Origin of the sequence: Thalassovita sp., assembly GCF_963691685.1 — a bacterium.
Classification (GTDB): domain Bacteria; phylum Pseudomonadota; class Alphaproteobacteria; order Rhodobacterales; family Rhodobacteraceae; genus Thalassobius.
Map to the genome: position 1 here is coordinate 1159455 of NZ_OY829290.1, position 22805 is coordinate 1182259.

General features: G+C 59.4%; 25 protein-coding genes. 11 read left to right on the forward strand and 14 right to left on the reverse strand.

What is annotated here, in order from left to right:
* From ACORLH_RS05665 to ACORLH_RS05700, 8 genes are all read right to left on the reverse strand, one after another.
* Positions 1 to 1455 (reverse strand): CpaF family protein, encoded by a 1455-nt coding sequence (locus ACORLH_RS05665; RefSeq protein WP_321831629.1) that lies wholly within the window; start codon positions 1453 to 1455, stop codon positions 1 to 3.
* Positions 1456 to 1482: 27 nt separating this feature from the next.
* On the reverse strand, positions 1483 to 2772 hold the full coding sequence (locus ACORLH_RS05670) for an AAA family ATPase (RefSeq protein WP_321831630.1): 1290 nt from the start codon (positions 2770 to 2772) through the stop codon (positions 1483 to 1485).
* Positions 2773 to 2993: 221 nt separating this feature from the next.
* Complete coding sequence (locus ACORLH_RS05675) at positions 2994 to 3665, reverse strand: OmpA family protein (protein WP_321831631.1); 672 nt, start codon at positions 3663 to 3665, stop codon at positions 2994 to 2996.
* A 4-nt stretch (positions 3666 to 3669) separates the two neighbouring features.
* Positions 3670 to 5097: a type II and III secretion system protein family protein gene (locus ACORLH_RS05680; protein WP_321831632.1), complete on the reverse strand. Its 1428-nt coding sequence runs from the start codon at positions 5095 to 5097 to the stop codon at positions 3670 to 3672.
* Between the two features lie 207 nt (positions 5098 to 5304).
* Positions 5305 to 6177, reverse strand: a complete 873-nt coding sequence (gene cpaB, locus ACORLH_RS05685; RefSeq protein WP_321831633.1) for a Flp pilus assembly protein CpaB — start codon at positions 6175 to 6177, stop codon at positions 5305 to 5307.
* A 103-nt stretch (positions 6178 to 6280) separates the two neighbouring features.
* Complete coding sequence (locus ACORLH_RS05690; RefSeq protein WP_321831634.1) at positions 6281 to 6481, reverse strand: hypothetical protein; 201 nt, start codon at positions 6479 to 6481, stop codon at positions 6281 to 6283.
* A gap of 161 nt (positions 6482 to 6642) precedes the next feature.
* Positions 6643 to 6837 carry a pilus assembly protein gene (locus tag ACORLH_RS05695; protein ID WP_321831635.1) on the reverse strand — a complete coding sequence of 65 codons (195 nt, stop codon included), beginning with the start codon at positions 6835 to 6837 and terminating at the stop codon, positions 6643 to 6645.
* 280 nt (positions 6838 to 7117) lie between these two features.
* Positions 7118 to 7312 (reverse strand): pilus assembly protein, encoded by a 195-nt coding sequence (locus ACORLH_RS05700; protein WP_321831636.1) that lies wholly within the window; start codon positions 7310 to 7312, stop codon positions 7118 to 7120.
* A 290-nt stretch (positions 7313 to 7602) separates the two neighbouring features.
* Here ACORLH_RS05700 and ACORLH_RS05705 point away from each other — a divergent pair, with 290 nt between their 5' ends.
* A complete protein-coding gene (locus ACORLH_RS05705; protein ID WP_321831637.1) occupies positions 7603 to 8409 on the forward strand; it encodes a lytic transglycosylase domain-containing protein in 807 nt (268 codons plus the stop codon).
* Between the two features lie 83 nt (positions 8410 to 8492).
* On the opposite strand, the gene ACORLH_RS05710 is transcribed toward ACORLH_RS05705, so the two are convergent.
* The 3 genes from ACORLH_RS05710 to ACORLH_RS05720 all read right to left on the reverse strand — a co-directional run bounded on the left by ACORLH_RS05710 (position 8493) and on the right by ACORLH_RS05720 (position 10399).
* Positions 8493 to 9122, reverse strand: coding sequence for a 3-oxoacid CoA-transferase subunit B (locus tag ACORLH_RS05710; RefSeq protein WP_321831639.1), 630 nt, complete (start codon positions 9120 to 9122; stop codon positions 8493 to 8495).
* A 2-nt stretch (positions 9123 to 9124) separates the two neighbouring features.
* Positions 9125 to 9847, reverse strand: coding sequence for a CoA transferase subunit A (locus ACORLH_RS05715; protein WP_321831640.1), 723 nt, complete (start codon positions 9845 to 9847; stop codon positions 9125 to 9127).
* A 126-nt stretch (positions 9848 to 9973) separates the two neighbouring features.
* Positions 9974 to 10399, reverse strand: a complete 426-nt coding sequence (locus ACORLH_RS05720; protein ID WP_321831641.1) for a VOC family protein — start codon at positions 10397 to 10399, stop codon at positions 9974 to 9976.
* A gap of 70 nt (positions 10400 to 10469) precedes the next feature.
* Here ACORLH_RS05720 and ACORLH_RS05725 point away from each other — a divergent pair, with 70 nt between their 5' ends.
* The 3 genes from ACORLH_RS05725 to ACORLH_RS05735 all read left to right on the forward strand — a co-directional run bounded on the left by ACORLH_RS05725 (position 10470) and on the right by ACORLH_RS05735 (position 12051).
* The gene (locus ACORLH_RS05725) at positions 10470 to 11054 is read left to right on the forward strand and encodes a helix-turn-helix domain-containing protein (protein ID WP_321831642.1); all 585 of its coding nucleotides are present in this window, start codon (positions 10470 to 10472) and stop codon (positions 11052 to 11054) included.
* An 87-nt stretch (positions 11055 to 11141) separates the two neighbouring features.
* Positions 11142 to 11696, forward strand: coding sequence for an RNA polymerase sigma factor (locus tag ACORLH_RS05730; RefSeq protein WP_321831643.1), 555 nt, complete (start codon positions 11142 to 11144; stop codon positions 11694 to 11696).
* Positions 11677 to 12051 carry a DUF6768 family protein gene (locus tag ACORLH_RS05735; RefSeq protein WP_321831644.1) on the forward strand — a complete coding sequence of 125 codons (375 nt, stop codon included), beginning with the start codon at positions 11677 to 11679 and terminating at the stop codon, positions 12049 to 12051. The genes ACORLH_RS05730 and ACORLH_RS05735 overlap by 20 nt, the downstream gene beginning before the upstream one ends.
* A gap of 65 nt (positions 12052 to 12116) precedes the next feature.
* On the opposite strand, the gene topA is transcribed toward ACORLH_RS05735, so the two are convergent.
* Complete coding sequence (topA, locus tag ACORLH_RS05740) at positions 12117 to 14708, reverse strand: type I DNA topoisomerase (protein WP_321831645.1); 2592 nt, start codon at positions 14706 to 14708, stop codon at positions 12117 to 12119.
* Between the two features lie 147 nt (positions 14709 to 14855).
* On the opposite strand from topA, the gene ACORLH_RS05745 reads away from it, so the two are divergent.
* Entirely contained in the window at positions 14856 to 15308 is a 453-nt protein-coding gene (locus ACORLH_RS05745; RefSeq protein WP_321831646.1) for a hypothetical protein, read from the forward strand.
* Positions 15309 to 15323: 15 nt separating this feature from the next.
* On the opposite strand, the gene dprA is transcribed toward ACORLH_RS05745, so the two are convergent.
* Both dprA and tldD read right to left on the reverse strand, forming a co-directional pair.
* Positions 15324 to 16493: a DNA-processing protein DprA gene (gene dprA, locus ACORLH_RS05750; protein ID WP_321831647.1), complete on the reverse strand. Its 1170-nt coding sequence runs from the start codon at positions 16491 to 16493 to the stop codon at positions 15324 to 15326.
* Between the two features lie 167 nt (positions 16494 to 16660).
* Positions 16661 to 18082 (reverse strand): metalloprotease TldD, encoded by a 1422-nt coding sequence (tldD, locus tag ACORLH_RS05755; protein ID WP_321831648.1) that lies wholly within the window; start codon positions 18080 to 18082, stop codon positions 16661 to 16663.
* 194 nt (positions 18083 to 18276) lie between these two features.
* Here tldD and coxB point away from each other — a divergent pair, with 194 nt between their 5' ends.
* The 6 genes from coxB to ACORLH_RS05785 all read left to right on the forward strand — a co-directional run bounded on the left by coxB (position 18277) and on the right by ACORLH_RS05785 (position 22802).
* Positions 18277 to 19203, forward strand: a complete 927-nt coding sequence (coxB, locus tag ACORLH_RS05760) for a cytochrome c oxidase subunit II (protein ID WP_321831650.1) — start codon at positions 18277 to 18279, stop codon at positions 19201 to 19203.
* A gap of 102 nt (positions 19204 to 19305) precedes the next feature.
* Positions 19306 to 20244, forward strand: a complete 939-nt coding sequence (gene cyoE / locus ACORLH_RS05765; protein ID WP_321831651.1) for a heme o synthase — start codon at positions 19306 to 19308, stop codon at positions 20242 to 20244.
* Positions 20244 to 20417, forward strand: coding sequence for a hypothetical protein (locus ACORLH_RS05770; RefSeq protein ID WP_321831652.1), 174 nt, complete (start codon positions 20244 to 20246; stop codon positions 20415 to 20417). The genes cyoE and ACORLH_RS05770 overlap by 1 nt, the downstream gene beginning before the upstream one ends.
* 3 nt (positions 20418 to 20420) lie before the next feature.
* Complete coding sequence (locus ACORLH_RS05775) at positions 20421 to 21008, forward strand: cytochrome c oxidase assembly protein (protein ID WP_321831653.1); 588 nt, start codon at positions 20421 to 20423, stop codon at positions 21006 to 21008.
* Between the two features lie 24 nt (positions 21009 to 21032).
* Complete coding sequence (locus ACORLH_RS05780) at positions 21033 to 21866, forward strand: cytochrome c oxidase subunit 3 (RefSeq protein WP_321831655.1); 834 nt, start codon at positions 21033 to 21035, stop codon at positions 21864 to 21866.
* A gap of 243 nt (positions 21867 to 22109) precedes the next feature.
* Positions 22110 to 22802, forward strand: coding sequence for an SURF1 family protein (locus tag ACORLH_RS05785; RefSeq protein WP_321831657.1), 693 nt, complete (start codon positions 22110 to 22112; stop codon positions 22800 to 22802).
* Positions 22803 to 22805: the final 3 nt, after the last annotated feature.

Consider the following 22805-nt stretch of genomic DNA (forward strand, 5'->3'; position numbering starts at 1 on the left):
TCACTCCGCTGCTACGGGTTCAAAGATTTCGGCGGGCAGGTCATACCCCCAGAGGCGGAACCGTTCCGAGAAGTGGCTGCGCACACCGGTGGCGGTGAAATGGCCCATGATCTTGTTGTCAGGCGTCAGCCCCACACGCTGGAAGCGGAACACCTCCTGCATGGAGATCACATCGCCCTCCATCCCGGTGATTTCGGTGATTGAGGTCATCCGGCGTGAGCCGTCCTGCAGACGAGAGGCCTGAACGATCAGGTTCACCGCCGAGGAAATCTGCGTCCGCACGGCTTTCAGTGGCATCTCAATGCCGGCCATGGCGATCATGTTTTCCAGACGGCTGATGCCATCGCGCGGGTTGTTGGCGTGAATGGTGGTCATCGATCCATCGTGGCCGGTGTTCATCGCCTGCAGCATGTCGATCACCTCTTCACCGCGGGTCTCGCCCACGATGATCCGGTCCGGGCGCATCCGCAGCGCGTTTTTCAGACAGTCGCGGGGGCTCACCTCACCTTTGCCTTCCACGTTGGGGGGGCGGCTTTCCATCCGGCCGACGTGGATCTGTTGCAGCTGCAGTTCTGCCGTATCCTCGATCGTCAGGATCCGTTCGGAGTTGTCGATGAAGCTCGACAGGGCGTTGAGCGTGGTGGTCTTACCGGACCCGGTCCCGCCCGAGACGATGATGTTCAGCCGGGTGGCCACGGCGGCCTGCAGATAGGCAGCCATTTCTTCGGAAAAGGCGCCAAAGCCCACCAGGTCATCAATGCCCAGCTTGTCCTTTTTGAATTTCCGGATCGAAACCAGCGATCCGTCGATGGCAATCGGGCCGACCATGGCGTTGAAACGGGATCCATCGGCCAGACGGGCGTCTACATAGGGGTTTGATTCATCAACGCGACGGCCCACGGCGGACACGATCTTGTCGATGATCCGCAGCAGGTGCTTTTCATCCTTGAAGGTCACCTCACTGAGGCCCAGTTTACCGTTACGTTCGACAAAGATGCGCTTGGGCCCGTTGATCAGAATATCGCTGATGCTTTCGTCTTTCAGCAGCGGTTCCAGCGGGCCAAGGCCGGTGACCTCATCATAGAGTTCCTGAAACACCAGCTGACGGTCATCCCGGTTCAGTGCGATGCCCTTGTCTTCCAGGGCTTCGACGCTGATCGCATTGATTTCGGCGCGCAGATCCTTCTCGGTCGCGGTTTCCAGCGCGGCGAGGTTCAGATTGTCCAGCAGGGTGTGGTGCAGGTCCAGCTTGATGTCGTTCAAACGCTCTTTGCGCTTGCGCTCTTTGTCCATTGGCAGCGCTTGCGCCGCGGTAAGTTGGGTGGGCCGACGCATGGAGGCGGGTTTGGCTGCCGCTGCCGCAGGGGCAGCCGCGCTGGGCGCTTTGTCGGCTTTGGGCAGCTCAACAACCTTGGCCGCGGTGGGCTTTTCAACCTTTTTGTATTTCGAAAACATCGCGGTCCCCCTCGTTAAAAATCGATCTTACTTGTCGTCAGCGCCGCTGAGCTTGTGCAGCGAGGCCGCCAGTTTGGCGATCTCCTTGCGCAGCGGGTTTTTGGCAGCAGATTGCGCCAGCGGGGTGCCATGATCGCCCGATTGGGTGATCTGCTTGCCGCCGTCTGGCAGTTGAATGTCGATCTTGATGTCCAGGCTGTCCGCCAGGCGTTTGACCCGGCTTTTGCCATTTAGATCGGTGAATTTTGGCGCCCGGTTCAGCACAAAACGCAGCTTGTCAAAGGGCAGGCCCTCGGATTGCAGCGCGCGTTTCAGACGCAGGGTGTTCTGGGCCGAGCGCATGTCCAGCTCAAGCGTGGCAAAGTAGACATGTGCCGCGTGCAGCACGGTTTCGGACCATTGCACCAGCGTTTTGGGCAGGTCGACGATCACATAGTCATAATGTTTGCGCGCCATTGCGATCACGCGTTCAATGTCTTCTGGCTCTACCAGGTCCAGCGGCAGGATGTCAGCTGGGGCGGTCAGGACGTAGAGCTTTTCTTCGAACCCGCTCAGCGCCTGCGAGAAGATATCGTCATCCATCGCTTCGGTATCGCTCAACAGTTCATAAACCACTTCGCGGCGCGGCAGGTCGAGGAAGGTCGAAACCGACCCGAACTGAAGATCCAGATCCAACAGGCAGACCCGCGGCGGGGTTTCTTTCTTCTTGGCTGCATTGACCAGTTCCCAGCCAAGGTTCACGGCCAGCGTGGTTGCACCGGTACCGCCGGCAAGGCCCTGAACGGCGATCACCACACCTTCGCGGTCATGATTGGACTTGCGCGCGGCGGGTTCTGGTTCTGAGGCGGCGGATGCAGGGGCAGCGGCGGCGGGTTCCTCATGCGCTGCGGTTTCCAGCACTTTTGGTTCCGGCGTGCGCACCCGGTCAATGGCGGCCTTCAACTCACCATCTGGCAGCGGGTAGGGCACAAATTCATCGGCCCCCTGGCGCAACAACTGATGCAATGCGCCCGGTGTGACCTCATCTGTAATAAGAATGACCTTGATCAACCGCTCTTTCGCGGCCGCGATCACCTCACCCAGGGCAGGCAGGTTTTGTTCGTCTTCATGATCAACGGCAAGGGCCACAAATTCCAGCTGCGCCGCATCGGGCTGCTGAAAATAGGCCAGCGCATCGGTGAATCCCAGGTCGCCCCAGGCTTCGCCCATGATGTCTTCCATATCCTCGATCAGCAGATCGAAATTCTGTACGTCCCGGCTGATGGTACAGGCCAGGATGGGCGGCACTTCTGCGGAAGAATGTTCGTTACTCGTCATTGCCTCATGTCCTACGTTGAACGTGCAACAGGAGGCGGGCCGATTTTTAGATCGTTGTATCCCTTCCTGTCACACCGTGCCTGGATTTCGCCAAGCACACTGCTCCCAGTGGGACCAAAATCACGTCCAATATGGGCGAGAATGGGGCCAAAAAATCGTAATTGTGCGGAATTGTTGGGCACTCTCCCCATCTGGGGGAGAGTGTTGAAGCGGTCGGGCGTTTATCCGCCCGAAGCCACGCTATTTTCGATGCCGGTCAGAGTCTGCGGCACGGTCGCGCTCTCGACATAGTCGCGGTAGACGATCTGCGCGTACTTTCCGTCCAGCACCAGCGGATGATCACGTACAAAGCCGGTGACTTCGGTCACGGTGCGGCGATTGCGGCGTTCGCGGTTCTGCGTCACGATCAGCGGCTGGGTTTCGCCACGGCTGACAACAGCCTGCAAGCGGCCACGGCTGATGCCCTGGCTGACCAGGAAATTCACCACAGCATTGGCGCGACGTTTGCCCAGCGAGAAGTTATAGTTGTTGGACCCAACGGCATCCGTGTGACCAAAGACCTTGAAGCGTACTTCGGGGAACTGTCTGATCCAGCGGGCCTGTGCGCGCAGCACTTCGGCGGCCTGAGCGTCAATCTGAGCCGAGTTGAAGGCAAAGTTGATGGTGCTCGGCACCTCTTTGGCAAAACGCTGGGCCAGATCGATCACAAATTCACGATCACCGTTTTGAACAAGGGTGTTGTTCATGGTGGCGTTGCCAAAATCACCGCCCGCAACCAATGCGCCGGCTTCACCGGTGAAACTGGAATAGCTGGTGGTGCCTTCACAGGCCGCAAGGGCAAACAGGCTACAGCTGAGCAGGGCAGGGGTGGTCAGGGAACGTCGTTTGGTCATCTGATCACTCCATCACATAGCCGTAGGACCCGTTGAAGTCCTGTTTGGCAACTTCACCCGCAGCCCCTTTCAGGCGACGCGATTCGTCACGGGCCACACGACCAAAGAGGAACAGATCCTTTTCGGACGGCGGTTTGATCCGATCGGTTGGCAGGGCCAGCGCCTCGCCCCGGGTCGGGCTGACCAGATGGGCCGAGATGATGACCACCAGTTCAGACTGGTTGCGCTGGTATTCGGCGCTGCGGAACAGCGCGCCCAGTACTGGAATGTCACCCAGCCAAGGGATCTGGCCGTTGGCATCTACAAATTCGTCCTGCAAAAGCCCTGCAATTGCAAAGCTTTGTCCATCACGCAGTTCCACCGTGGTGGAGGTTTCGCGGCGGCGGAAGGCATCGATGGTGAAGGCTTCGGTCTGATAGCCGTTCGAGGTGTCGATCGCCGAAACCGCGGCCTTCAGTTCCAAGTTTACCAGATCGCCGTCCACAACACGCGGGACGAAGTCCAGTTCAACACCAAAAGGTTTGAATTCCACAGTGATGGTGCCGTTGTCCTGGCTGACCGGAACCGGGTATTCGCCGCCGGCAAGGAACTTGGCCTCTTGCCCCGAAAGGGCCACCAGGTTCGGTTCTGCCAGGGTGCGAACAACACCTTTGTTTTCCAGCGCTTCGATCAGCAGGCCCACTTCGACCGAGCCGACACCGAAGCCAAACAGCATGGCGCCCGCGTTTTCGTTCACCGCGGGGATCGAGCCACCCAATGAGGTCGAAGCGCCGCCGGAGGTGTTGGTGGTGCCCGAACCACCGTTCAGCGTGACGCCATCTTCGATGCCGTTCAGCGCCAGCGAGGAGCTGAGCGATTTGCGCACGTTACGCTGCATTTCGGCAAAGCGCACTTTCAGCATCACCTGCTGCACGCCGCTGACCGTCATCAGGTTCGACACCCGCTCAGGTGCGTAGCGTTCGGCCAGATCAAGCGCCCGCTGCAGACGTTGTGCCGAAGACACCGAGCCCGACAGCACAATACCGTCGTTTGCGGTGCGCACTTCGATCTTTTCGCCCGGCAGGATCTGCTTCAGCCGTTCTTTGAATTCCGTCACATCCGCTGCGACCACCACATCCACATTGGTGATCAACCGCCCGTTTGCATCCAGCAGGGTCAGGGTGGTGATCCCCGGCGCCTTGCCCAGCACATAGATGGTGCGGTCTGACAATGATGAGATATCCGCGATCGCCGGGTTGGCAATCGACAGTTCTGCAAAGGGTGTTTCGCTTTCCACCACAACGGCGCGGTTCATCGGCACATTGAGTGACGACGAGGTCGCGCTTTTGACCACTTTAAGGGTCTCCGCACTGCTAGGTTGCGGCAACGTGCTAACAGCCGTTGCCAGTGCAAAACCGATGCACGCGGCTTTGAAAATAGTCCGATATGTCATGTGACCTGCCTTCTCGATCACGCCTCAGATCCGGGTCTGCTGCCCGCTTTATTGTGCCCACATTGAGCGAATTTGCGGAAATATGCAAGAATCAATGGGATCGGGGCCACAGTTGTACCAGTTTTACGCATTTTCCGGCGGGGTTGCGGCGGAAATGCAACGGGCGCACCTGTCATGGCGCGCCCGGGTTTTTGTCTTCCAGCCTGATCAGTTTGAGCAGGGGATCGGGATTGCCACCACTTCTGCGCCACGGCGGGTGCGGATGGTGCAGACCTGAGGCTCAACCTCTGCTTGCTGAATTTCGCGGGGCGTTTCGACAATGCCCAGCAGGCCGCGTTGGTCGATTTCGATCTGTTCGGCGATGGTGTCATCCCGCGCACCTACCAGCGACAGGGACAGACGGCCGGTCGATTGCGCCTGCGCCAGGGCCGCCACCTGCGCCGGGGTTGCCGCCACAGTAACAGTACGCGCGATGGAGGCTGTTGCGTCATCATCATTGGTGGTCTGGTCCACCGCAATCAACGCAATCGAGCTTTCGATCAGCTTGGTGAACTCACGGCGGGCATTGTTGTCCAATGCAGTGGTGCCGGTCCAATAAACGTCCACGCGGTCACCGGGGCGCAGGAAACCAGACACGCCAGAGGCCACGTCAACCTTAATGGCAAAGGCGCGCTGACCGCGTTCCAGACGCGATGTCAGGCCGGCATCCTGCCCGGGTTTGGTGACTTTCAGCGCCAGAACCGGCTCATTCACTTCCATCTGGCGCAGCACAACGCGGCGCAGATTGGGATCACTGGGGTTCGGGAACAGTTTTTCGGTCTCGGTAAAGAAGCCTTCGGGCAGGGCTTCCTTGGGCCATTTGATCTGATAGACGTCCTCATCTGTCAGCGGCTCGCCGTATTTCAGCTGCCGTTTGGCGACGTAGACGTTCACAGTGGGCATTTCGACCACTTGCGGCTGGGCGTTGCGGGCCTGGGCCAGCTGAGCCTGATAGCCTGCGATGTAGTTTTGAACCATGTAGACGGCGAACCCGGCTAGGCCGAGGCCAACAACAAGGACCAATCCAAATACGGCTCGCATGGGATATCCTTTCCAAAAGGGAGGGGCCAGAGCCCCGGTTCGGGATCGAGTTTGGCGTCAGAATATGGCCAAATCGGGGTGAGCGGGCGGTGATTGCGCGGCCTTAGCTGGCGGCGTCTGTCATCGCGCCTGCAAGTTGCTCGTTTGAGGCGCTGGCCACACCTTCGCTGCTGTCAGCAACCAGGGTGATGGCGCCAATGCCAATGCCGATCACGGAGGCGGTCAAAACAACCCATTCCACCGAAACCGCGCCAGAGTCATCTTTTTTGAAACGGGCCAATTGTGTCTTCAGAAAATTCTTCATTGGGTTCACTCCTGAAGGTTCGCGCCAGATGACCTGAAGGCGGGGACTGAAGGAGGACAGTCAAATCAGGGAAGCTGGGCCATGGGGACCTTATGAAAAGAGCCGCCCGGCGGGGGCAGCTCTGTAAGCCTATTCGCTGATCGTATTAGCGAGTAGGCTCCTTAGTTTACGCCTTCTGCAGCAGTCGAGGTCGCGGCTAGATCGGTCACCAGCGTGGTCGCTGCAGTGTCGATTCCGTTGGATACGGTGGTTACGGCTGCGATGCCCAGGCCAACTACGGCTGCGGTCAGAACAACCCAGTCAACAGTTACAGCGCCGTCTTCGTCTTTGCGGAAGTTTTTGATGAACTTGATCATGATCTCTCTCCAAATTGATCGTTTGTGCCTTGGCGGGGCTAGTGTTTCGAAGCGGTCTCTCACCTCCGCCTCATTGCCATGGCTGAGTATGTTTTGAAGCTAGATTGGGGCGCGAATGGGGCGCGCTTTGGTTTAGAATGGGGTTTGTTTGCGGTAGTTTTGCGAGTTAGCTTTGACCGGAAACTTGGTCGGGGTTTCCGCTACCGCATTTCACAAACAAAAAAGTCCCTTTCACAGCTGTGAAAGGGACTTCAAGGTCAGTATCCACTAAGAGCTGTGCTTAGTTAACGCCTTCTGCAGCAGTCGAGGTCGCGGCCAGATCGGTCACCAGCGCGGTCGCAGCAGTGTCGATTCCGTCGGATACAGTGGTTACGGCTGCGATGCCCAGGCCAACAACGGCTGCGGTCAGAACAACCCAGTCAACAGTTACGGCGCCGTCTTCGTCTTTGCGGAAGTTTTTGATGAACTTGATCATGATCTCTCTCCAAATTGATCGTTTGTGCCTTGGCGGGGCTAATGTTTCGAAGCGGTCTCTCACCTCCGCCTCATTGCCTTGGCTGAGTACGTTTTGACGCTGGATTGGGGCGCGAATGGGGCAGCAAAAGATCAAATTTGCAGCAAATGCATTTTTTGTCGTTTTTAGGTTTAAGTATCTGTTTTAATTTAATTTAAATTTCAAACTTTTTGTTGAAAGGCTGGGTTCTGGCCAGTTGCGGGCCAATCTGCCATACTGCTGTCAAAATCAGAGGCAGAGCAGGCCCAGATATGTTGAAATTTATTCCTATTGCCGCGCTTCTTGGCGCGTCTCTTCTTGCCGTGCCGCTATTTGCGGACGGTCCAAAGCCATTTCCGGACTTCACCTTCAAGAAAGTCAGCCCCCCCGCACCAGGCACCAGCAAGCGGATCACCGTTCAGATTGAGCCTGAGGCGGAACCTGCCCCTGTTGTGGCGGAAACGGCTGAAAGCCCCATTCCAGCCACGACGCGCTATGATTGGTTCTGGCAGCGGGTCTCACCGGATCTGGCAGACAGCGGCCCGGGCCGGCTGGAAGCAGCCCTGACCACCCTGGCCACAGCGCCAGAGGGGCAGGGGGTGGCCGCGCCGCGTCTGGATGGGCTGTTGCGGATTGCGGAAGCCCATGCGCCGCAGATCCTGCTGAATAGTGTGAACTCACGGGTGTCACCGGCGCTGGTCTTGTCAGTGATCGCGGTTGAAAGCGGCGGGCGGGCTGATGCGGTCAGTTCCGCCGGGGCCGAGGGGTTGATGCAGTTGATCCCTGCCACGGCAGATCGGTTTGACGTTGAGGACGCGCTGGATGCAGGCCAGAACATTCGCGGCGGTGTCGCCTACCTTGATTGGTTGCTGCGCGAATTTCAGGATGATCCGATCCTGGCGCTGGCCGCCTATAATGCCGGCGAGAACGCGGTGAAGAACCACGAAGGCGTGCCGCCCTATGCGGAAACCCGCGATTATGTTCCCAAAGTCCTGTCCGCCTTTGCGGTGGCAAAGAACCTGTGCAAAACGCCGCCGGAGCTGATTTCAGACGGCTGTGTCTTTGACCTGCGCCGGTAAACGGGCTGGCCACATTATTAGTGTCACACGCAAAAGCCCCGACCAATTGGCCGGGGCTTTCTTGTTCAGATGCCTGATACCGATCAGTTGACGATCGTAGCCTCAGTCGCGGCGCGCAGTTCATCCTCGGAAACGCCTTCAGCGCATTCCACGATTTTCAGGCCGCCCTCAACAACGTCCAGCACACCGAGGTTGGTGATGATGCGGTCCACAACGCCTTTGCCGGTCAGCGGCAGGGTGCATTCTGTCAGCACTTTGGACTGGCCGTGTTTGTTGGCGTGATCCATCACAACCACCACGCGGCCCACACCGGCCACCAGATCCATCGCGCCGCCCATGCCTTTGACCAGCTTGCCGGGGATCATCCAGTTGGCCAGGTCGCCGTTTTCGGCAACTTCCATCGCGCCCAGGATCGCCATGGCGATTTTGCCACCGCGGATCATCGCAAAGGACTGCGCAGAATCGAAATAGGCGGTCTGCGGCAGTTCGGTGATGGTCTGCTTGCCTGCGTTGATCAGGTCAGCGTCTTCCTCACCTTCGATGGGGAAGGGGCCCATGCCCAGCATGCCGTTTTCCGACTGCAGCGTCACTTCCACACCTTCGGGGATGTAGTTGGAAACCAGCGTCGGGATCCCGATGCCGAGGTTCACATACCAGCCGTCCTGCAGTTCCTGTGCCGCGCGTGCGGCCATTTGATTGCGGTCCCAAGCCATGATTATGCCTCCTCGCGCGGGCGCACAGTGCGCTGTTCGATGCGTTTTTCGTGCTCACCCTTGATGATGCGATGCACATAAATGCCGGGCAGGTGGATGCTGTCGGGGTCCAGGCTGCCGGTCGGCACGATTTCCTCAACCTCAACCACACAGACCTTGCCGCAGGTGGCGGCGGGCACGTTGAAGTTACGGGCGGTTTTGCGGAACACCAGGTTGCCGGTCTCATCCGCTTTCCACGCTTTCACGATGGCGAGGTCAGCGAAGATGCCCTCTTCCATGATGTAGTCTTCCATCGCGCCGTCATCGCCGGTGGGGAATTGCTTCTCCAGCTTACCTTCTGCGATCACGGTACCCACGCCGGTCTTGGTGAAGAAACCGGGGATACCCGCGCCACCGGCACGCATGCGTTCGGCCAGGGTGCCCTGCGGGTTGAACTCCAGCTCCAGCTCTCCCGAGAGGTACTGGCGCATAAACTCGGCGTTTTCGCCCACATAGGACGAGATCATCTTTTTGACCTGCTTGGTCTGCAGCAAGATGCCGATGCCGAAATCATCAACGCCCGCGTTGTTGGAGGCAAAGGTCAGATCTTTGGTGCCAGCCTCTTTGATGGCGTCCAGCAGCAGTTCGGGGATGCCACAGAGGCCAAAGCCGCCAGCGGCAATGAACATGCCGTCATGTAGCAGCCCGTCCAGGGCCGCAGCGGCGTTCGGATAGACTTTTTTCATGGAAAGCTCCCTGTTTCAGGTATGGCCTGGTTGTGACGCTGCGGCACGGGTGAGTCAATCGTCTGACCCCCGGGGGCGTATTACTACGGATGGGCCGTAACAGGGGCTGGGCCCATCCGCTGGGGATCATTGCGGCAGGGCCTCTTGGCTATATTGTGCGGCAAAGGCGGCCGAGGGCGGGATCGGGGTGATGATATCGATCAGTACGCCATTTGGATCGGCGGTGATGAAATGGCGCTGACCGAAATCTTCATCGATGAGGGGTTTCAGCACGGGCAGGCCGGCATCCACCAGGCGGCTGTATTCTGCCGCCGCATCCTCAACCTCGAAATTCAGGATCACCCCGGCAGATGCACCGCGGCCGGGCAGGGGGATGGTGTCATGCTGGCCGTCCAGGATGGCCAGATTGACGGTTGGGTCTGCTTTGGATTGCAGATGCACATACCAGTCTGAGGTGAAGGCAGGCTCAAAACCAAAGTGGTCCTGATAGAAGGCGGTGGTTGCGGTGACATCATTGGTTTGGATGACGGGATAATACTGGGTGGTTTTCATTTTGTTGCATCTCCGAAAATAAAACATACAGTGTGTATGTAGATCCGAAATAAACATACAGGCTGTATGTATGCAAGAAAAGAAATCGATCCCGAACGCTGATCGCCGCGCCCTGATGCGCGCGCGGTTGATTGCGGAGGCGCGTAAACTCTTTGTTGAAAAGGGCTATGCGGAAACATCAACGCCGGAAATTGTCCGCGCGGCGGAGGTGACGCGCGGCGCGCTTTATCACCATTTTGCCGATAAGGCGGATCTGTTCCGCGCAGTGGTGCAACAGGAAGCGGCCACTTTGGCGGCAGAAATCGATCAGGGCGCTGTGGCAGATTCGGGCGATCCGCTGACCTCGGGCAGCCGGGCGTTTTTCGCCAGCATGGCAAAAGAGGGCCGGGCGCGCCTGTTGCTGATCGATGGCCCCGCCGTGCTGGGCCTGGCCGAGATGGCAGAAATTGACGCGGGCGGTGGACGGCAGAGTTTGTTGCTGGGCCTGCAGCAGGCCCGTCCCGATCTGGCCGAGGCGGATCTGCAGGCGTTGTCTGATGTGTTGTCGGCGGCCTTTGATCGTGCCGCGCTTGCGGTGTCTCAGGGGCGAAGCGAGGCGCCCTATTTGGCGGCAATGGAACAGGTGATGGCCAGTTTGATGGCGCCCAGCGGATAAGAGCCGACCGTAAAATTTTCACCCAAGCCGTGAACCTTTTCACCCCCACCGCGCACCTTATTGCAGGAACAACGAAATGGTGATGTGATGATCGGCAAGCGCCGCGCCTTGGAAGAGCTGTTGGTGGTTGAAGCCCGCACAGGGGATCGTGCAGCGATCGAGGCCTTGGTGCGGTTGCGCGGCCCGCGGTTGCTGGTCCATGCCACGCGGCTATTGGGCGATCGCGATCAGGCGCAGGATGCCGTGCAGGAGGCCTGGGTTGAAATCCTGCGTGGCCTGCCGGCGCTGCGCGCGGCGGCGGCCTTTCCGGCCTGGTCCACGCAGATTGTCACGCGGCGCTGTGCGCGGATCATCAAGGGCTTGCAAAAAGGTCGGGCGCTGGCGGCGGAATTGACGCCCCTGTTAGAGGTCGAACAGCCCGAGCCCGACGATGAGGCGGCCCGGCTGCGCTGGGCGATTGATCAATTGCCGGCCGAACAGGCGGCGACCATCGCGTTGTTCTATTTGGAAGATATGCGCCTGGCGGAGGTGGCGATTGCCCTCGACATCCCCCAAGGCACGGTGAAATCGCGTCTGTCCAAGGCGCAGGGTGCACTACGCGCCCTTTTAGAAGGAGAAGGTGATGACCACGAAATCCACTGACGAAATGGACAAGCTGATCGCAGCCGCGCTGAGCGCACAGGATCGCGATATCCTGCATAACACCGAAGAGCTGGGCTATTTCCAGCTGGGCCTCAAACAGTTCGGCGGCAAGCTGGGATGGGTCACCTGGGTGATCATGTTGATCCAGACCGCGCTGTTTCTGGCAGGCGTCTGGTGTGCAGTGCAATTCTTTGGCGCCAGTGATCTGCTGCTGGCGGTGAAATACGGGATCAGCGGTGCTGTGTTGCTGCTGATGTCGCTGATCATGAAGATGAGCCTCTGGCCGCAGATGCAGGCGGATCGGGTAATCCGTGAGGTGAAGCGGCTGCAGCTGTTGCTGGCCAACCATCAGTGAAGGCGGGGCAGACCCCGGCCGCTAGAGCAAATGAAAAAGGCGGGTCGCTGTGACCCGCCTTTAGCTTATTCGTCAGCCTTCTTCGTGGCTTTCTTGGCCGGAGCCTTCTTTTTGGTGGTGGTCTTCTTGGCGGTGGTTTTCTTCGCCGCCGCCTTTTTCTTGGCCGGCTTCTTCTTAGAGGCCTTTTCGTTAACCAGCTCCACCGCCATTTCGACCGTCACATCCTTGGGATCGACGTCTTTCGGCAGGGTCGCATTGACCTTTTCCCATTTAACGTACGGACCGTAGCGGCCTTCCATCACGTTCATGGCGCCGCCATCAGGGTGATCGCCCAGTTCCTTCAGCGGTTTGGCTGCAGCACCGCCACGGCCCGGACCTTTGGCGCGCTTTTCCGCCAGCAGCTCAACCGCGCGGTTCATGCCGATCTCAAACACATCGTTTGGATCTTTCAGGTTGGCATAGGTCGGCTTCGCGTCATCGGATAGCTGGTGCATGATGTAGGGACCAAAGCGGCCGAAGTTTGACGAGATCATCCCGCCATCAGGGTGATCGCCGATCTGACGTGGCAGTGACAGCAGCACCAGCGCCTTTTCCAGATCCATGTCATCTTTGGACCAGCCACGCGGCAGTGAGGCACGCGGTGGCTTCTTGTTCTCCGGGGTGGGTTCACCACGCTGAACATAGGGACCAAACCGGCCCGCCTTCAGCCAGATCTCATCCCCGGCATCTTCGCCCAGCACCCGTTCATCACCATCGGCGCCTTCGCCTGCAATCGGGCGGGTGTAGGTGCATTCAGGATAGTTGCCACAGCCGACGAACCCGCCGGTGCGCGAGGTTTTCAGGTGCAGCTGGCCATTGCCACACTTCGGGCAGACCCGCGGGTCAGAGCCATCTTCGCGCGGCGGGTAGAGCTGCGGTGCCAGCGCATCGTCCAGCACATCCAGAACTTCGGTGATCCGCAGCTCGGTGGTTTCCGAAATCGCGACTGAGAAGTCGCGCCAGAACCGATCCAACACATTCTTATAGTCACGCTCGCCGGCGGAAACGTCATCCAGCTGTTCCTCCAGCTGGGCTGTGAAATCATAGCCCACGTATTTGCGGAAAAAGTTCAGGAGGAAGATCGTAACGATCCGGCCTTTATCCTCCGGGAACAGGCGGTTCTTGTCCTTGCGGACATACTCACGCTCCTGAATGGTGCCCAGCACAGATGCATAGGTTGAGGGGCGGCCGATGCCCAGCTCTTCCATCTTTTTCACCAATGTCGCTTCGGTGTAGCGCGGCGGTGGCTGGGTGAAATGCTGTTCAGGCGCGACCGATCGTTTGTCCGCCTTTTCGCCCTGCATGATCTGCGGCAGGCGTTTGTCATCCTCATCCGCAGCGGCGACATCATCACGGCCTTCTTCATAGACGCGCATGAAACCGTCAAACAGCACCACCTGACCAGTGGCGCGCAGCACGACCTGGCCATCATCGCTGCCGATGTCGACGGTGGTGCGTTCCAAACGCGCGCCAGCCATCTGACAGGCCAGGGTCCGTTTCCAGATCAGATCGTAAAGCTTGCGCTGATCCGCCTCCAGCTTGGCCAGTTGGCCCGCGTCCACCGACATATCTGTCGGGCGGATACATTCGTGGGCTTCCTGCGCGTTCTTGGCCTTGTTCTTATAAATCCGCGGGCTGTTCGGCACATAGTTGTCACCGTAGCGGGTGGCGATTTCATTGCGCGCCATGGTCACGGCTTCGGGCGCCATGTCGATCCCATCGGTTCGCATATAGGTGATGTAGCCTGCCTCATAGAGGCGCTGCGCCGCATTCATACACTGGCGTGCGCCCATGCCGAACTTGCGGCTGGCTTCCTGCTGCAGGGTCGAGGTCATGAACGGCGCCGACGGGTTGCGGCTGCCGGGTTTGGCCTCGACCGATTTGATCGACAGGTCGCGGCTGTTGATCGCCTGCACCGCCAGTTCGGCCTGCGTTTCATTGCTGATTGAGAATTTGTCCAGCTTGTCGCCGCCCAGCACGGTCAGCCGCGCCTCATACTCTTGCCCGCGCGGGGTGGCCAGCATCGCTTTGACGGACCAGTATTCCTGTGGATTGAACGCTTCGATTTCCATCTCACGCTCAACAATCAGACGCAGGCAGACCGATTGCACCCGGCCGGCCGACCGCGCGCCGGGCAGCTTGCGCCACAGAACCGGCGACAGTTTGAATCCCACCAGATAGTCCAGCGCGCGGCGGGCCAGATAGGCCTCAACCAGATCGGTATCGACCTGACGCGGGTTTTGCATCGCTTCGGTCACGGCCGCCTTGGTGATGGCGTTAAAGACCACGCGGCTGACCGGCGTGTCTTTTTTCACCGCACGGCGTTTGCGCAGCGCCTCTTCGAGGTGCCAAGAAATCGCTTCGCCTTCGCGGTCGGGGTCGGTCGCGAGGATCAGTTCGTTGTCGTCTTTCAGCGCATCGGCGATGGCTTTGACGTGTTTGCGTGAATCGTTGCCGACCTCCCAGGTCATGGCAAATTCATTGTCAGTATCGACAGAGCCGTCTTTGGGGGGCAGATCGCGTACGTGTCCGTAAGAGGCTAGAACCGTGTAATCCGAGCCAAGATACTTGTTAATTGTCTTGGCCTTGGCCGGCGATTCTACAACAACGACTGGCATTTTATGGATGGACCTCTTTGGGGAAATACACGGGCGCTCTATGGCGGCGCAAAATGCGGGCTGCAAGAGGGGATTGTCAATTGTTCTATTTGCCGTAAGCATTAACGCGAGACTTGAACAATAGTTCGCCCAATGGGAGAGGCAAATATGAAGACTTGGATCGCCGCTGTATTTCTGGCTTTGGCATCGTCCGTCACCGCAAGCGAGGTCATGGCCCAAAGCTGGTATGAACCCCAGCGCGGCACACAGGAGCGGCGCGATCTGATGGACGCGATCCGCCCCCATGCCTGGTGGAAGCTGGGCGCACCGGTTCAGTTTGTTGTCAAAGACTTGCGTGTTTCCGGCGACCGCGCCTTTGCCTGGTTGAAACCGCAGCGCCCGGGTGGCGGTCAGATCGATCCGTCGCAGACTCCGGCAGCCCAGCGGGATCCTTACTTTGCCGAGGATATGTGGGACGTGGAGCTGCAGGCCATTTTGTGGAAATCCGGCAATGTCTGGGTGGTTGTGGATCACACGGTCGGTGCAACCGAGGCCTGGTGGAGCGCGCCGGAGTTCTGTCAGGGCTGGTACAACGTGATTCGTGATTACTGCAGCAATTGATCGGTTTCACGCCGGTCACACCTCCTGCGGTGCAGCGGCCCGGTCAGGTGCGCTGAGCCGCGCCAACAGACCGCCGGGTTGGCGCTGTACCTCGCCAGCCATTTCCAGATCAGTCAGGGCAGGCAGCACGGCCTGCGCCGGTGCCGCCAGATCGCGGATCAGCTGATCCTCCGCCAAGGGGGTGGGGCCAAGCCGATTGAGGATCTGCTGATGCAGCGCGGCGGTCTCCTGCAGGCTGCGCTTTGGCGCGGGCTTTTCTAGCGGCAATGCGGGATCCGCTGTTTCGGTGGTGGCCTCTGGCGGCAGTGCCTCCAACACATCTGCGCCGTTTCTGACCAGCCGCGCGCCATCGCGGATCAACATATTGCAGCCGCCAGACCGCGCATCAAAGGGATGTCCGGGCACCGCCAGCACTTCACGCCCCTGATCCAGCGCGGTGCGGGCGGTGACCAGGCTGCCGGACCGGCCCGCCGCCTCCACCACCACCAAAGCTTTCGCGAGGCCTGAGATGATGCGATTGCGGCGGGGGAAATCACGTGCCTTCGGTTGGAAGCCAAACGGGCGTTCGCTGAGCAGCAGCCCCTGTTGCCGGATGTTTTGGTAAAGGCCGGTGTTTTCGCTGGGGTAGATCACATCCGCGCCGCCAGCCAGCACCGCCAAGGTGCCATGTGACAACGCGGCACTATGGGCGGCGGCGTCGATGCCCCGCGCCAGACCTGACACGACAATATATCCGGCCGCCGCCAATTCGGCGGAAAGCCCCCGTGCCATGCGCAGCCCGAGTGAGGACGCATTGCGCGCACCAACGAGGCCGATCATCGGCTTGGTCAAAACGGACTGGTCGCCAAGCGCCCAAAGGATTGGCGGGGCATCTGAGGTTTCTGCCAGATCACGGGGATAGTCATCGCTGCCCATGCAGATCATATGCGCCCCCTGCGCGCGGCCAAGGGCCAGTTCATCGCGGGCCCGCGCTGCCTCATAGGGGCGGTAGTCTTTCACACCTGCCGCGGCGGCGACCTCGGGCAGGGCGGCAAGCGCGGCACCGGCGCTGCCGTGTTCCGCCATCAGGCGGTAGAATGTCGAAGGTCCCACCCGGTAAGAGCGCAAGAGGCGAAGCCACAACACCCGGTCATCTTCCGAGGTGGGTGGGAGTAGGGGGTGGGTGGAAGGATGTTTGGGCTCCATCGTTATGCCTCCGCCAGCTTGCGCTGGCAGTGGTAAGGTCAACTGGTTAACAGCTGGTAAAACGACAGCGCATTTTAGGAAAATTGCAACGATTGCTGCAAAACTCACGGCCGAACGAATAAGGGCGGCACCATCGCACCGCCCCAAATCCTGAATCTGCCGGCGACTTAGGCGGCAGAACCGCCAACGGTCAGGCCGCCGATCATCACGGTGGGCTGGCCCACACCCACAGGCACCCACTGGCCCTGTTTGCCGCAGTTGCCCATGCCGGGATCCAGCGCCATGTCATTGCCAAGCGCCCGGATCTGTTTCAGCGCAGTGGCGCCATCGCCGATCAGTGTTGCGCCTTTCACCGGGGCGCCCACCTTGCCGTTTTCGACGCGATACGCCTCGGTGCAGGAGAAGACGAACTTGCCGTTGGTGATATCCACCTGACCGCCGCCAAAGCCCACGGCGTAGATCCCGTCTTTCAGGTCGGCAACGATATCTTCGGGCTTGGCCGTGCCGCCCAGCATATAGGTGTTGGTCATCCGCGGCATTGGGGCATGGGCGTAGCTTTCGCGCCGTCCGTTGCCGGTTGGGGCGACGCCCATCAGCCGGGCGTTCTGGCGGTCCTGCATATAGCCAACGAGGATCCCGTCATCGATCAACACGTTTTTGCCAGAGGGCGTGCCCTCATCATCAAAGCTGATCGAGCCGCGGCGGTCCGGAATGGTGCCGTCATCCAGAACGGTGACGCCAGGAGCTGCGATCCGCTGCCCCATCAGTCCGGCAAAGGCTGAGGATCCTTTGCGATTGAAGTCGCCCTCAAGCCCGTGACCAATTGCCTCATGCAGCAGGATCCCGGGCCAGCCCGGGCCCAATACCACGTCCATCACCCCGGCTGGTGCGGGCACCGCTTCAAGGTTTACTGCGGCGATGCGCAGCGCTTCGCGGGTCTTGGCCTGCCAGTCCTCAGGCGCGATCAATCCGTCGAGGCCGACGCGCCCACCGCCACCGGCAGAGCCGCTTTCGCGACGCCCGTTCTGTTCTACAATGACCGAGACATTGACGCGGGTCATCGGGCGCACATCGCGCAGATGGGTGCCGTCGAGGCGCAGGATCTCAATCTCCTGCAGGGAGGCAGCGATGGTCGCTGAAACCTGGACCACCCGCGAATCAAGCCCACGGGCATATGCATCGATCTCACGCAGCGTCTCGACCTTTACAGGAAAGGCCGCACCGGCGATCGGGTCCTCATCGGTATAAAGCCGTTTGTTGGTCGGGGCAGGGGCATCGGCCAGGGTGCCGCCACCGGATCCCACGGCCAGTTTTGCGGTCTCAGCCGCGCGCTTCATCGCATGTTCAGTCAGCTCGGTCGAATGGGCATAGCCCGTCACCTCACCCCGCACCGCCCGCAGGCCAAACCCTTCGGAGGCATCATAGGATGCGTTCTTCAGTCGACCGTCGTCAAAGACCAACGCTTCGGCGCGCCGACGCTCCAGAAAAATCTCCCCATCATCGGCGCCATGGGTGGCGTCGCGCAGCACATTTAGCGCTGCCTCTTGGTCGATATTGGTCTCAAAAGGGCGAAAAGGCGCATCGCTCATATCTGTTTTTCCCGTCTTTCCAGTGGATCGGAATTGATCTAAATCAAAAAAAGCGTCCGTTTGCCGCACTGGGATTGTTGTTCTGTCTCCTAGAATATGATTTGTAGCGGCGGCAAAACAACGGGATTCCGTACCGCACGGTTGATCCCGCCCGCACATGAATGAAATAACAGCTCAACCGATCAGGGTGACACATGCGACTTATCACTAGCCTTCTGGCCGCAGCAGCAACCGCAACCGCGGCACCGGCCATTGCCCAGGAAGCCGTCGAAACCATCGGCAAGCCCGCCCCCAAAGGCCTTGGCTTCCAGCCAGCGGCCACCGAACTGGCCCGCGACATTCAGTGGCTGGATAACCTGCTGCTGTGGATCATCACCCTCATCACTTTGTTTGTGGTTGGCCTGGTGGCCATCGTGATCATCCGTCACAACCGCAAAGCCAACCCGACCCCGGCGACCTTTACCCACAACACCGGTATCGAAATTGCCTGGACCATCATCCCGATCTTTATTCTGGTGATCATCGGTGCCTTCTCGCTGCCGGTTCTGTTCAAACAGCAAGAGATCCCGGCTGGTGAAGTCCACATCAAAGTGACCGGCTACCAGTGGTACTGGGGCTATGAGTACACCGACCACGACTTCGCTTTCGATCAGTACATGATCGGTCAGCCGGCGACCCTGGACGAAGACGCACGTCCGGCGGATGCGGATGTTTCGGCCTATGTTCTGGATGACGCAATGCGCGCCAAGCTGATTGATGCTGGCTACAACGATGATGAATTCCTGCTGGCAACAGACACTCAGGTTGTTGTTCCGGTCAACAAGATCGTTGTTATGGACGTCACCGGTGCTGACGTGATCCACTCCTGGACCATCCCGGCCTTTGGCGTGAAACAAGACGCCGTACCGGGCCGTATTGCCCAGCTGTGGTTCAAAGCTGAGAAAGAAGGCATCTACTTCGGTCAGTGTTCCGAACTCTGCGGTAAAGACCACGCCTACATGCCGATCACCGTCAAAGTGGTGAGCGAAGAGGCCTATCAGGAATGGCTGAAAGGCGCGATCGAAGAGTATGCCGGCGACATGACCACGCTGCCTGGCTACCAGGTTGCCGCTGCGAACTGATCAAACCCCTGAGGTGGTCCCCACGTCTTTCGTGCGCAGGGACCCCTCTCTGACCCCACCATGTTGCCGCGCCACACTGGGCGCGGTTTTGGAAGGCAAAGAATGAGCGACGCAAGTCTCCATACCCCCTCTCAGACCGGTGAAGCCGGATTCGGCGATTACTTTGCGCTGCTGAAGCCGCGCGTGATGTCGCTGGTTGTGTTCACTGCAATGGTCGGCCTGTTGGCGGCACCTGGCGGCGTGCACCCGTTCATTGCGTTTTGCGCCGTGCTGTTCATCGCGGTTGGCGGTGGCGCCTCTGGTGCGCTGAACATGTGGTGGGACGCTGATATCGACGCGGTGATGAAACGCACCACATCGCGCCCGATCCCGTCGGGCAAGGTAGCCCCGGAAGAGGCGATGGCGATTGGCCTGACGCTCTCGGCGTTTTCTGTGATCATGCTGGGGCTGGCGGCAAACTGGATTGCCGCGGGCCTGCTGGCCTTCACCATCTTTTTCTACGCTGTCATCTACACGATGTGGCTGAAACGCTGGACCCCGCAGAACATCGTGATCGGTGGCGCGGCGGGTGCCTTCCCTCCGATGATCGGCTGGGCGGTTGTGACCGGCGGTGTCAGCCTGGAATCCGTGCTAATGTTCATGCTGATCTTCATGTGGACCCCACCCCATTTCTGGGCTTTGGCGCTGTTCATGAAGTCCGATTACAAGGAAGCTGGCGTGCCCATGCTGACCGTGACCCACGGCCGCAAAGTGACCCGCGCCCATATCCTCGTCTACACTATCCTGCTGGCCCCTCTGGCCATCGGCACTGGCCTGACCTCAATCGGTGGCCCGATCTATATGGTCACCGCAGTGGTGCTGAACGCGCTGTTCCTGTGGGGCGCCTATAAGATCTGGCGCCGCCCGGAAGAGGCAGCCAAAGCCGACATGTACCGGAGCGAGAAGTCGTTCTTTGGTCTGTCGCTGATGTATCTGTTCCTGCACTTCGGCGCGATCCTCGCTGAAGCGGCCCTTAAACCCCATGGTCTGGGAGGCTGGTAATGAGCTTTGAGAAAGTCGAACATGAGCTGCACAAGCGGCGCTCCAGCCGCAACATCGGTGTGGGCCTGACCCTGGTGGCGTTCATTGCCATCGTGTTCGGCCTGACGGTGGTGAAGGTCACCCGTGGCGATTACGAACCCGAAAGCGTTCGTGTTCAGCAGGCGGAGGGCTAAGTCATGGCGATGGATGCCAAAAGCAAAACCGTTGTGAAACTGGTTGGCGTTGTGGTGACCATGGGCGCGCTGGCCTGGGCCTCGGTGCCGTTTTATGACTGGTTCTGCCGTGTCACCGGCTTTGGCGGCACCACGCTCGTGTCCGAAGTGGGCGCGGACGAAGTGCTGGATAAAACCATCAAGATTCGCTTTGACGCCTCAAAAGAGCGCGGCATGCCATGGGAGTTCAAGCCCGTGCAGCGTGAGATGGAGATCCGCATAGGTGAGACCGGTCTGGCCTTCTATGAGGCCTATAACCCCACCGACAAACCCATCGCGGGTCAGTCCACCTACAATGTCGCGCCCTATGCGGCGGGTGGCTTCTTTACCAAGATTGACTGTTTCTGCTTCACCGAACAGGTGCTGCAGCCCGGGGAACGGGTGCAGATGCCCGTGACCTTCTATGTGGATCCGGAAATTGTTGAGGACAGCGAAGGCAAGTATCTGCACCAGATCACTCTGTCCTACACATTCTACGAAATCGACCTGCCCGAGGAAGAGGCTGCCCAACAGGCGGCGCTTGCGACGGACAGCGAAACAAACCTAAACTAAAAGCCTTCCAACGAGGGAAACGAAATGGCGCACGCTAAAAATCACGATTATCACATTCTGCCACCGTCCATGTGGCCGCTTCTGGGCTCGCTCTTCGGCTTCGTTATGCTGTTTGGCGCGGTTGTTTGGATGTCCGGCGGCATGCCGCTGTTCTTCGAAACCGTAAACGTTTCGGGCCCCTGGATGTTCCTGATCGGCCTGGTTGGCGTTCTGTACGTCATGTTCGGCTGGTGGGCTGAGGTTGTGCACGAAAGCGAAACCGGCGATCACACCCCGGTTGTGGCCATCGGCCTGCGCTACGGGTTCATCCTGTTCGTGATGTCGGAAGTGATGTTCTTTGCCGCTTGGTTCTGGAGCTTCTTCAAACACGCCATGTACCCGATGGGTCCTGAAAGCCCCGCGGTAGACGGTGTGTGGCCGCCGGCTGGTATTGAGACCTTTGACCCCTGGCACCTGCCGCTGATCAACACGCTGATCCTGCTGTGCTCGGGCTGTGCCGCCACTTGGGCGCACCACGCCATCGCGCATGAGAACAACCGCAAAGACATGATCAATGGCCTGCTGATCGCAGTGGCCCTGGGTCTGATCTTCACCGTGTTCCAGGCCTATGAGTACACCCACGCCTCGTTCGGTTTTGCCGGCAACATCTACGGCGCCAACTTCTTCATGGCGACGGGTTTCCACGGCTTCCACGTTGTTGTTGGTACCATCTTCCTGTTCGTCTGCATGCTGCGCGCCATGAAAGGTCACTTCACCCCGGAGCGCCACGTGGGCTTTGAAGCGGCTGCCTGGTACTGGCACTTTGTGGACGTCGTCTGGCTGTTCCTCTTTGCCGCTGTCTACATCTGGGCCGGCTAAGCCGTTTTCCTGACGCGAATGTTTGAACCCCCGCAGGCGACTGCGGGGGTTTTCTTTTGTCCGGTGAGCATGGTCATGCGGGGATGTATGTTGGGGGCTCTGCCCCCAGACCCCCGGAGTATTTCTGAAACGATGAAAGGGTTTTTGGCCCCCTGGCTTTGATTGTTCATTGCAACTTGCTGCCAGACGGGCAAAAACGGGCCAGATGCGCAATTGCGCTTGTTTGAAAGGCTGGCCGTTCTGATGCGCCGATTGATCCTTCCTTTGATACTGGGGCTTGTCGGCGCTGCGATCCTGATCAGCCTGGGCAATTGGCAACTGCGCCGTCTGGCTGAGAAAGAGGCCTATCTGGCTGAGGTTGAGGCGCTGATTGGCGCCACCCCGGTCGCCCTGCCTGCGGTGCCTGACCCGGTAGTGGATCGGTTTTTGCCCGTCACCGTTTCTGGCCGCTTGAGCGGTGAAACGGTGCGTGTGCTGGTCAGCCACAAGAAGATGGGCGCAGGCTATCGGCTGATCACCGCGCTGGAGACAGACGCAGGTCGCCGCATCCTTGTTGACCGTGGCTTCATCCGTGTTGCCGCGCCGATGCCGGACCTGCCCGAGGGACCGGTTGAGGTGACCGGTAACCTGCATTGGCCGCAGGAGCGGGATGGTTATACGCCGGACAATGATCTGGTCGATAACATGTGGTTTGCCCGCGAAGTGCCAGTGCTGGCGGACCACCTGAAAACCGAAGAGGTGATGGTGATTGCACGCGCCACCTCCTTCACCGATCCCGGTGTGACGCCCCTGGCTGTTGGCACCGAAGGAATCCCTAACGATCATCTGGAATATGTCGTTACATGGTATGGGCTTGCGGCTGTTTGGCTGGCGATGCTTGGCCTTTTCCTGTGGCGCATGTACAAATCCGCACGCAACCCTCTGAAAGAGACTTGAGCT

What these genes read in the sequence shown, in the direction of transcription:
- ACORLH_RS05680 (WP_321831632.1), bottom strand. Translation starts at nt 5,097, where the DNA reads ATGACATATCGGACTATTTTCAAAGCCGCGTGCATCGGTTTTGCACTG.
- ACORLH_RS05730 (WP_321831643.1), top strand. Translation starts at nt 11,142, where the DNA reads ATGATCGGCAAGCGCCGCGCCTTGGAAGAGCTGTTGGTGGTTGAAGCC.
- ACORLH_RS05780 (WP_321831655.1), top strand. Translation starts at nt 21,033, where the DNA reads ATGGCGCACGCTAAAAATCACGATTATCACATTCTGCCACCGTCCATG.
- ACORLH_RS05735 (WP_321831644.1), top strand. Translation starts at nt 11,677, where the DNA reads ATGACCACGAAATCCACTGACGAAATGGACAAGCTGATCGCAGCCGCG.
- ACORLH_RS05690 (WP_321831634.1), bottom strand. Translation starts at nt 6,481, where the DNA reads ATGAAGAATTTTCTGAAGACACAATTGGCCCGTTTCAAAAAAGATGAC.
- ACORLH_RS05720 (WP_321831641.1), bottom strand. Translation starts at nt 10,399, where the DNA reads ATGAAAACCACCCAGTATTATCCCGTCATCCAAACCAATGATGTCACC.
- cyoE (WP_321831651.1), top strand. Translation starts at nt 19,306, where the DNA reads ATGAGCGACGCAAGTCTCCATACCCCCTCTCAGACCGGTGAAGCCGGA.
- ACORLH_RS05770 (WP_321831652.1), top strand. Translation starts at nt 20,244, where the DNA reads ATGAGCTTTGAGAAAGTCGAACATGAGCTGCACAAGCGGCGCTCCAGC.
- ACORLH_RS05785 (WP_321831657.1), top strand. Translation starts at nt 22,110, where the DNA reads ATGCGCCGATTGATCCTTCCTTTGATACTGGGGCTTGTCGGCGCTGCG.
- coxB (WP_321831650.1), top strand. Translation starts at nt 18,277, where the DNA reads ATGCGACTTATCACTAGCCTTCTGGCCGCAGCAGCAACCGCAACCGCG.
- ACORLH_RS05665 (WP_321831629.1), bottom strand. Translation starts at nt 1,455, where the DNA reads ATGTTTTCGAAATACAAAAAGGTTGAAAAGCCCACCGCGGCCAAGGTT.
- ACORLH_RS05745 (WP_321831646.1), top strand. Translation starts at nt 14,856, where the DNA reads ATGAAGACTTGGATCGCCGCTGTATTTCTGGCTTTGGCATCGTCCGTC.
- ACORLH_RS05705 (WP_321831637.1), top strand. Translation starts at nt 7,603, where the DNA reads ATGTTGAAATTTATTCCTATTGCCGCGCTTCTTGGCGCGTCTCTTCTT.
- ACORLH_RS05775 (WP_321831653.1), top strand. Translation starts at nt 20,421, where the DNA reads ATGGCGATGGATGCCAAAAGCAAAACCGTTGTGAAACTGGTTGGCGTT.
- topA (WP_321831645.1), bottom strand. Translation starts at nt 14,708, where the DNA reads ATGCCAGTCGTTGTTGTAGAATCGCCGGCCAAGGCCAAGACAATTAAC.
- tldD (WP_321831648.1), bottom strand. Translation starts at nt 18,082, where the DNA reads ATGAGCGATGCGCCTTTTCGCCCTTTTGAGACCAATATCGACCAAGAG.
- ACORLH_RS05725 (WP_321831642.1), top strand. Translation starts at nt 10,470, where the DNA reads ATGCAAGAAAAGAAATCGATCCCGAACGCTGATCGCCGCGCCCTGATG.
- ACORLH_RS05670 (WP_321831630.1), bottom strand. Translation starts at nt 2,772, where the DNA reads ATGACGAGTAACGAACATTCTTCCGCAGAAGTGCCGCCCATCCTGGCC.
- ACORLH_RS05700 (WP_321831636.1), bottom strand. Translation starts at nt 7,312, where the DNA reads ATGATCAAGTTCATCAAAAACTTCCGCAAAGACGAAGACGGCGCCGTA.
- ACORLH_RS05715 (WP_321831640.1), bottom strand. Translation starts at nt 9,847, where the DNA reads ATGAAAAAAGTCTATCCGAACGCCGCTGCGGCCCTGGACGGGCTGCTA.
- ACORLH_RS05695 (WP_321831635.1), bottom strand. Translation starts at nt 6,837, where the DNA reads ATGATCAAGTTCATCAAAAACTTCCGCAAAGACGAAGACGGCGCTGTA.
- ACORLH_RS05710 (WP_321831639.1), bottom strand. Translation starts at nt 9,122, where the DNA reads ATGGCTTGGGACCGCAATCAAATGGCCGCACGCGCGGCACAGGAACTG.
- ACORLH_RS05675 (WP_321831631.1), bottom strand. Translation starts at nt 3,665, where the DNA reads ATGACCAAACGACGTTCCCTGACCACCCCTGCCCTGCTCAGCTGTAGC.
- cpaB (WP_321831633.1), bottom strand. Translation starts at nt 6,177, where the DNA reads ATGCGAGCCGTATTTGGATTGGTCCTTGTTGTTGGCCTCGGCCTAGCC.
- dprA (WP_321831647.1), bottom strand. Translation starts at nt 16,493, where the DNA reads ATGGAGCCCAAACATCCTTCCACCCACCCCCTACTCCCACCCACCTCG.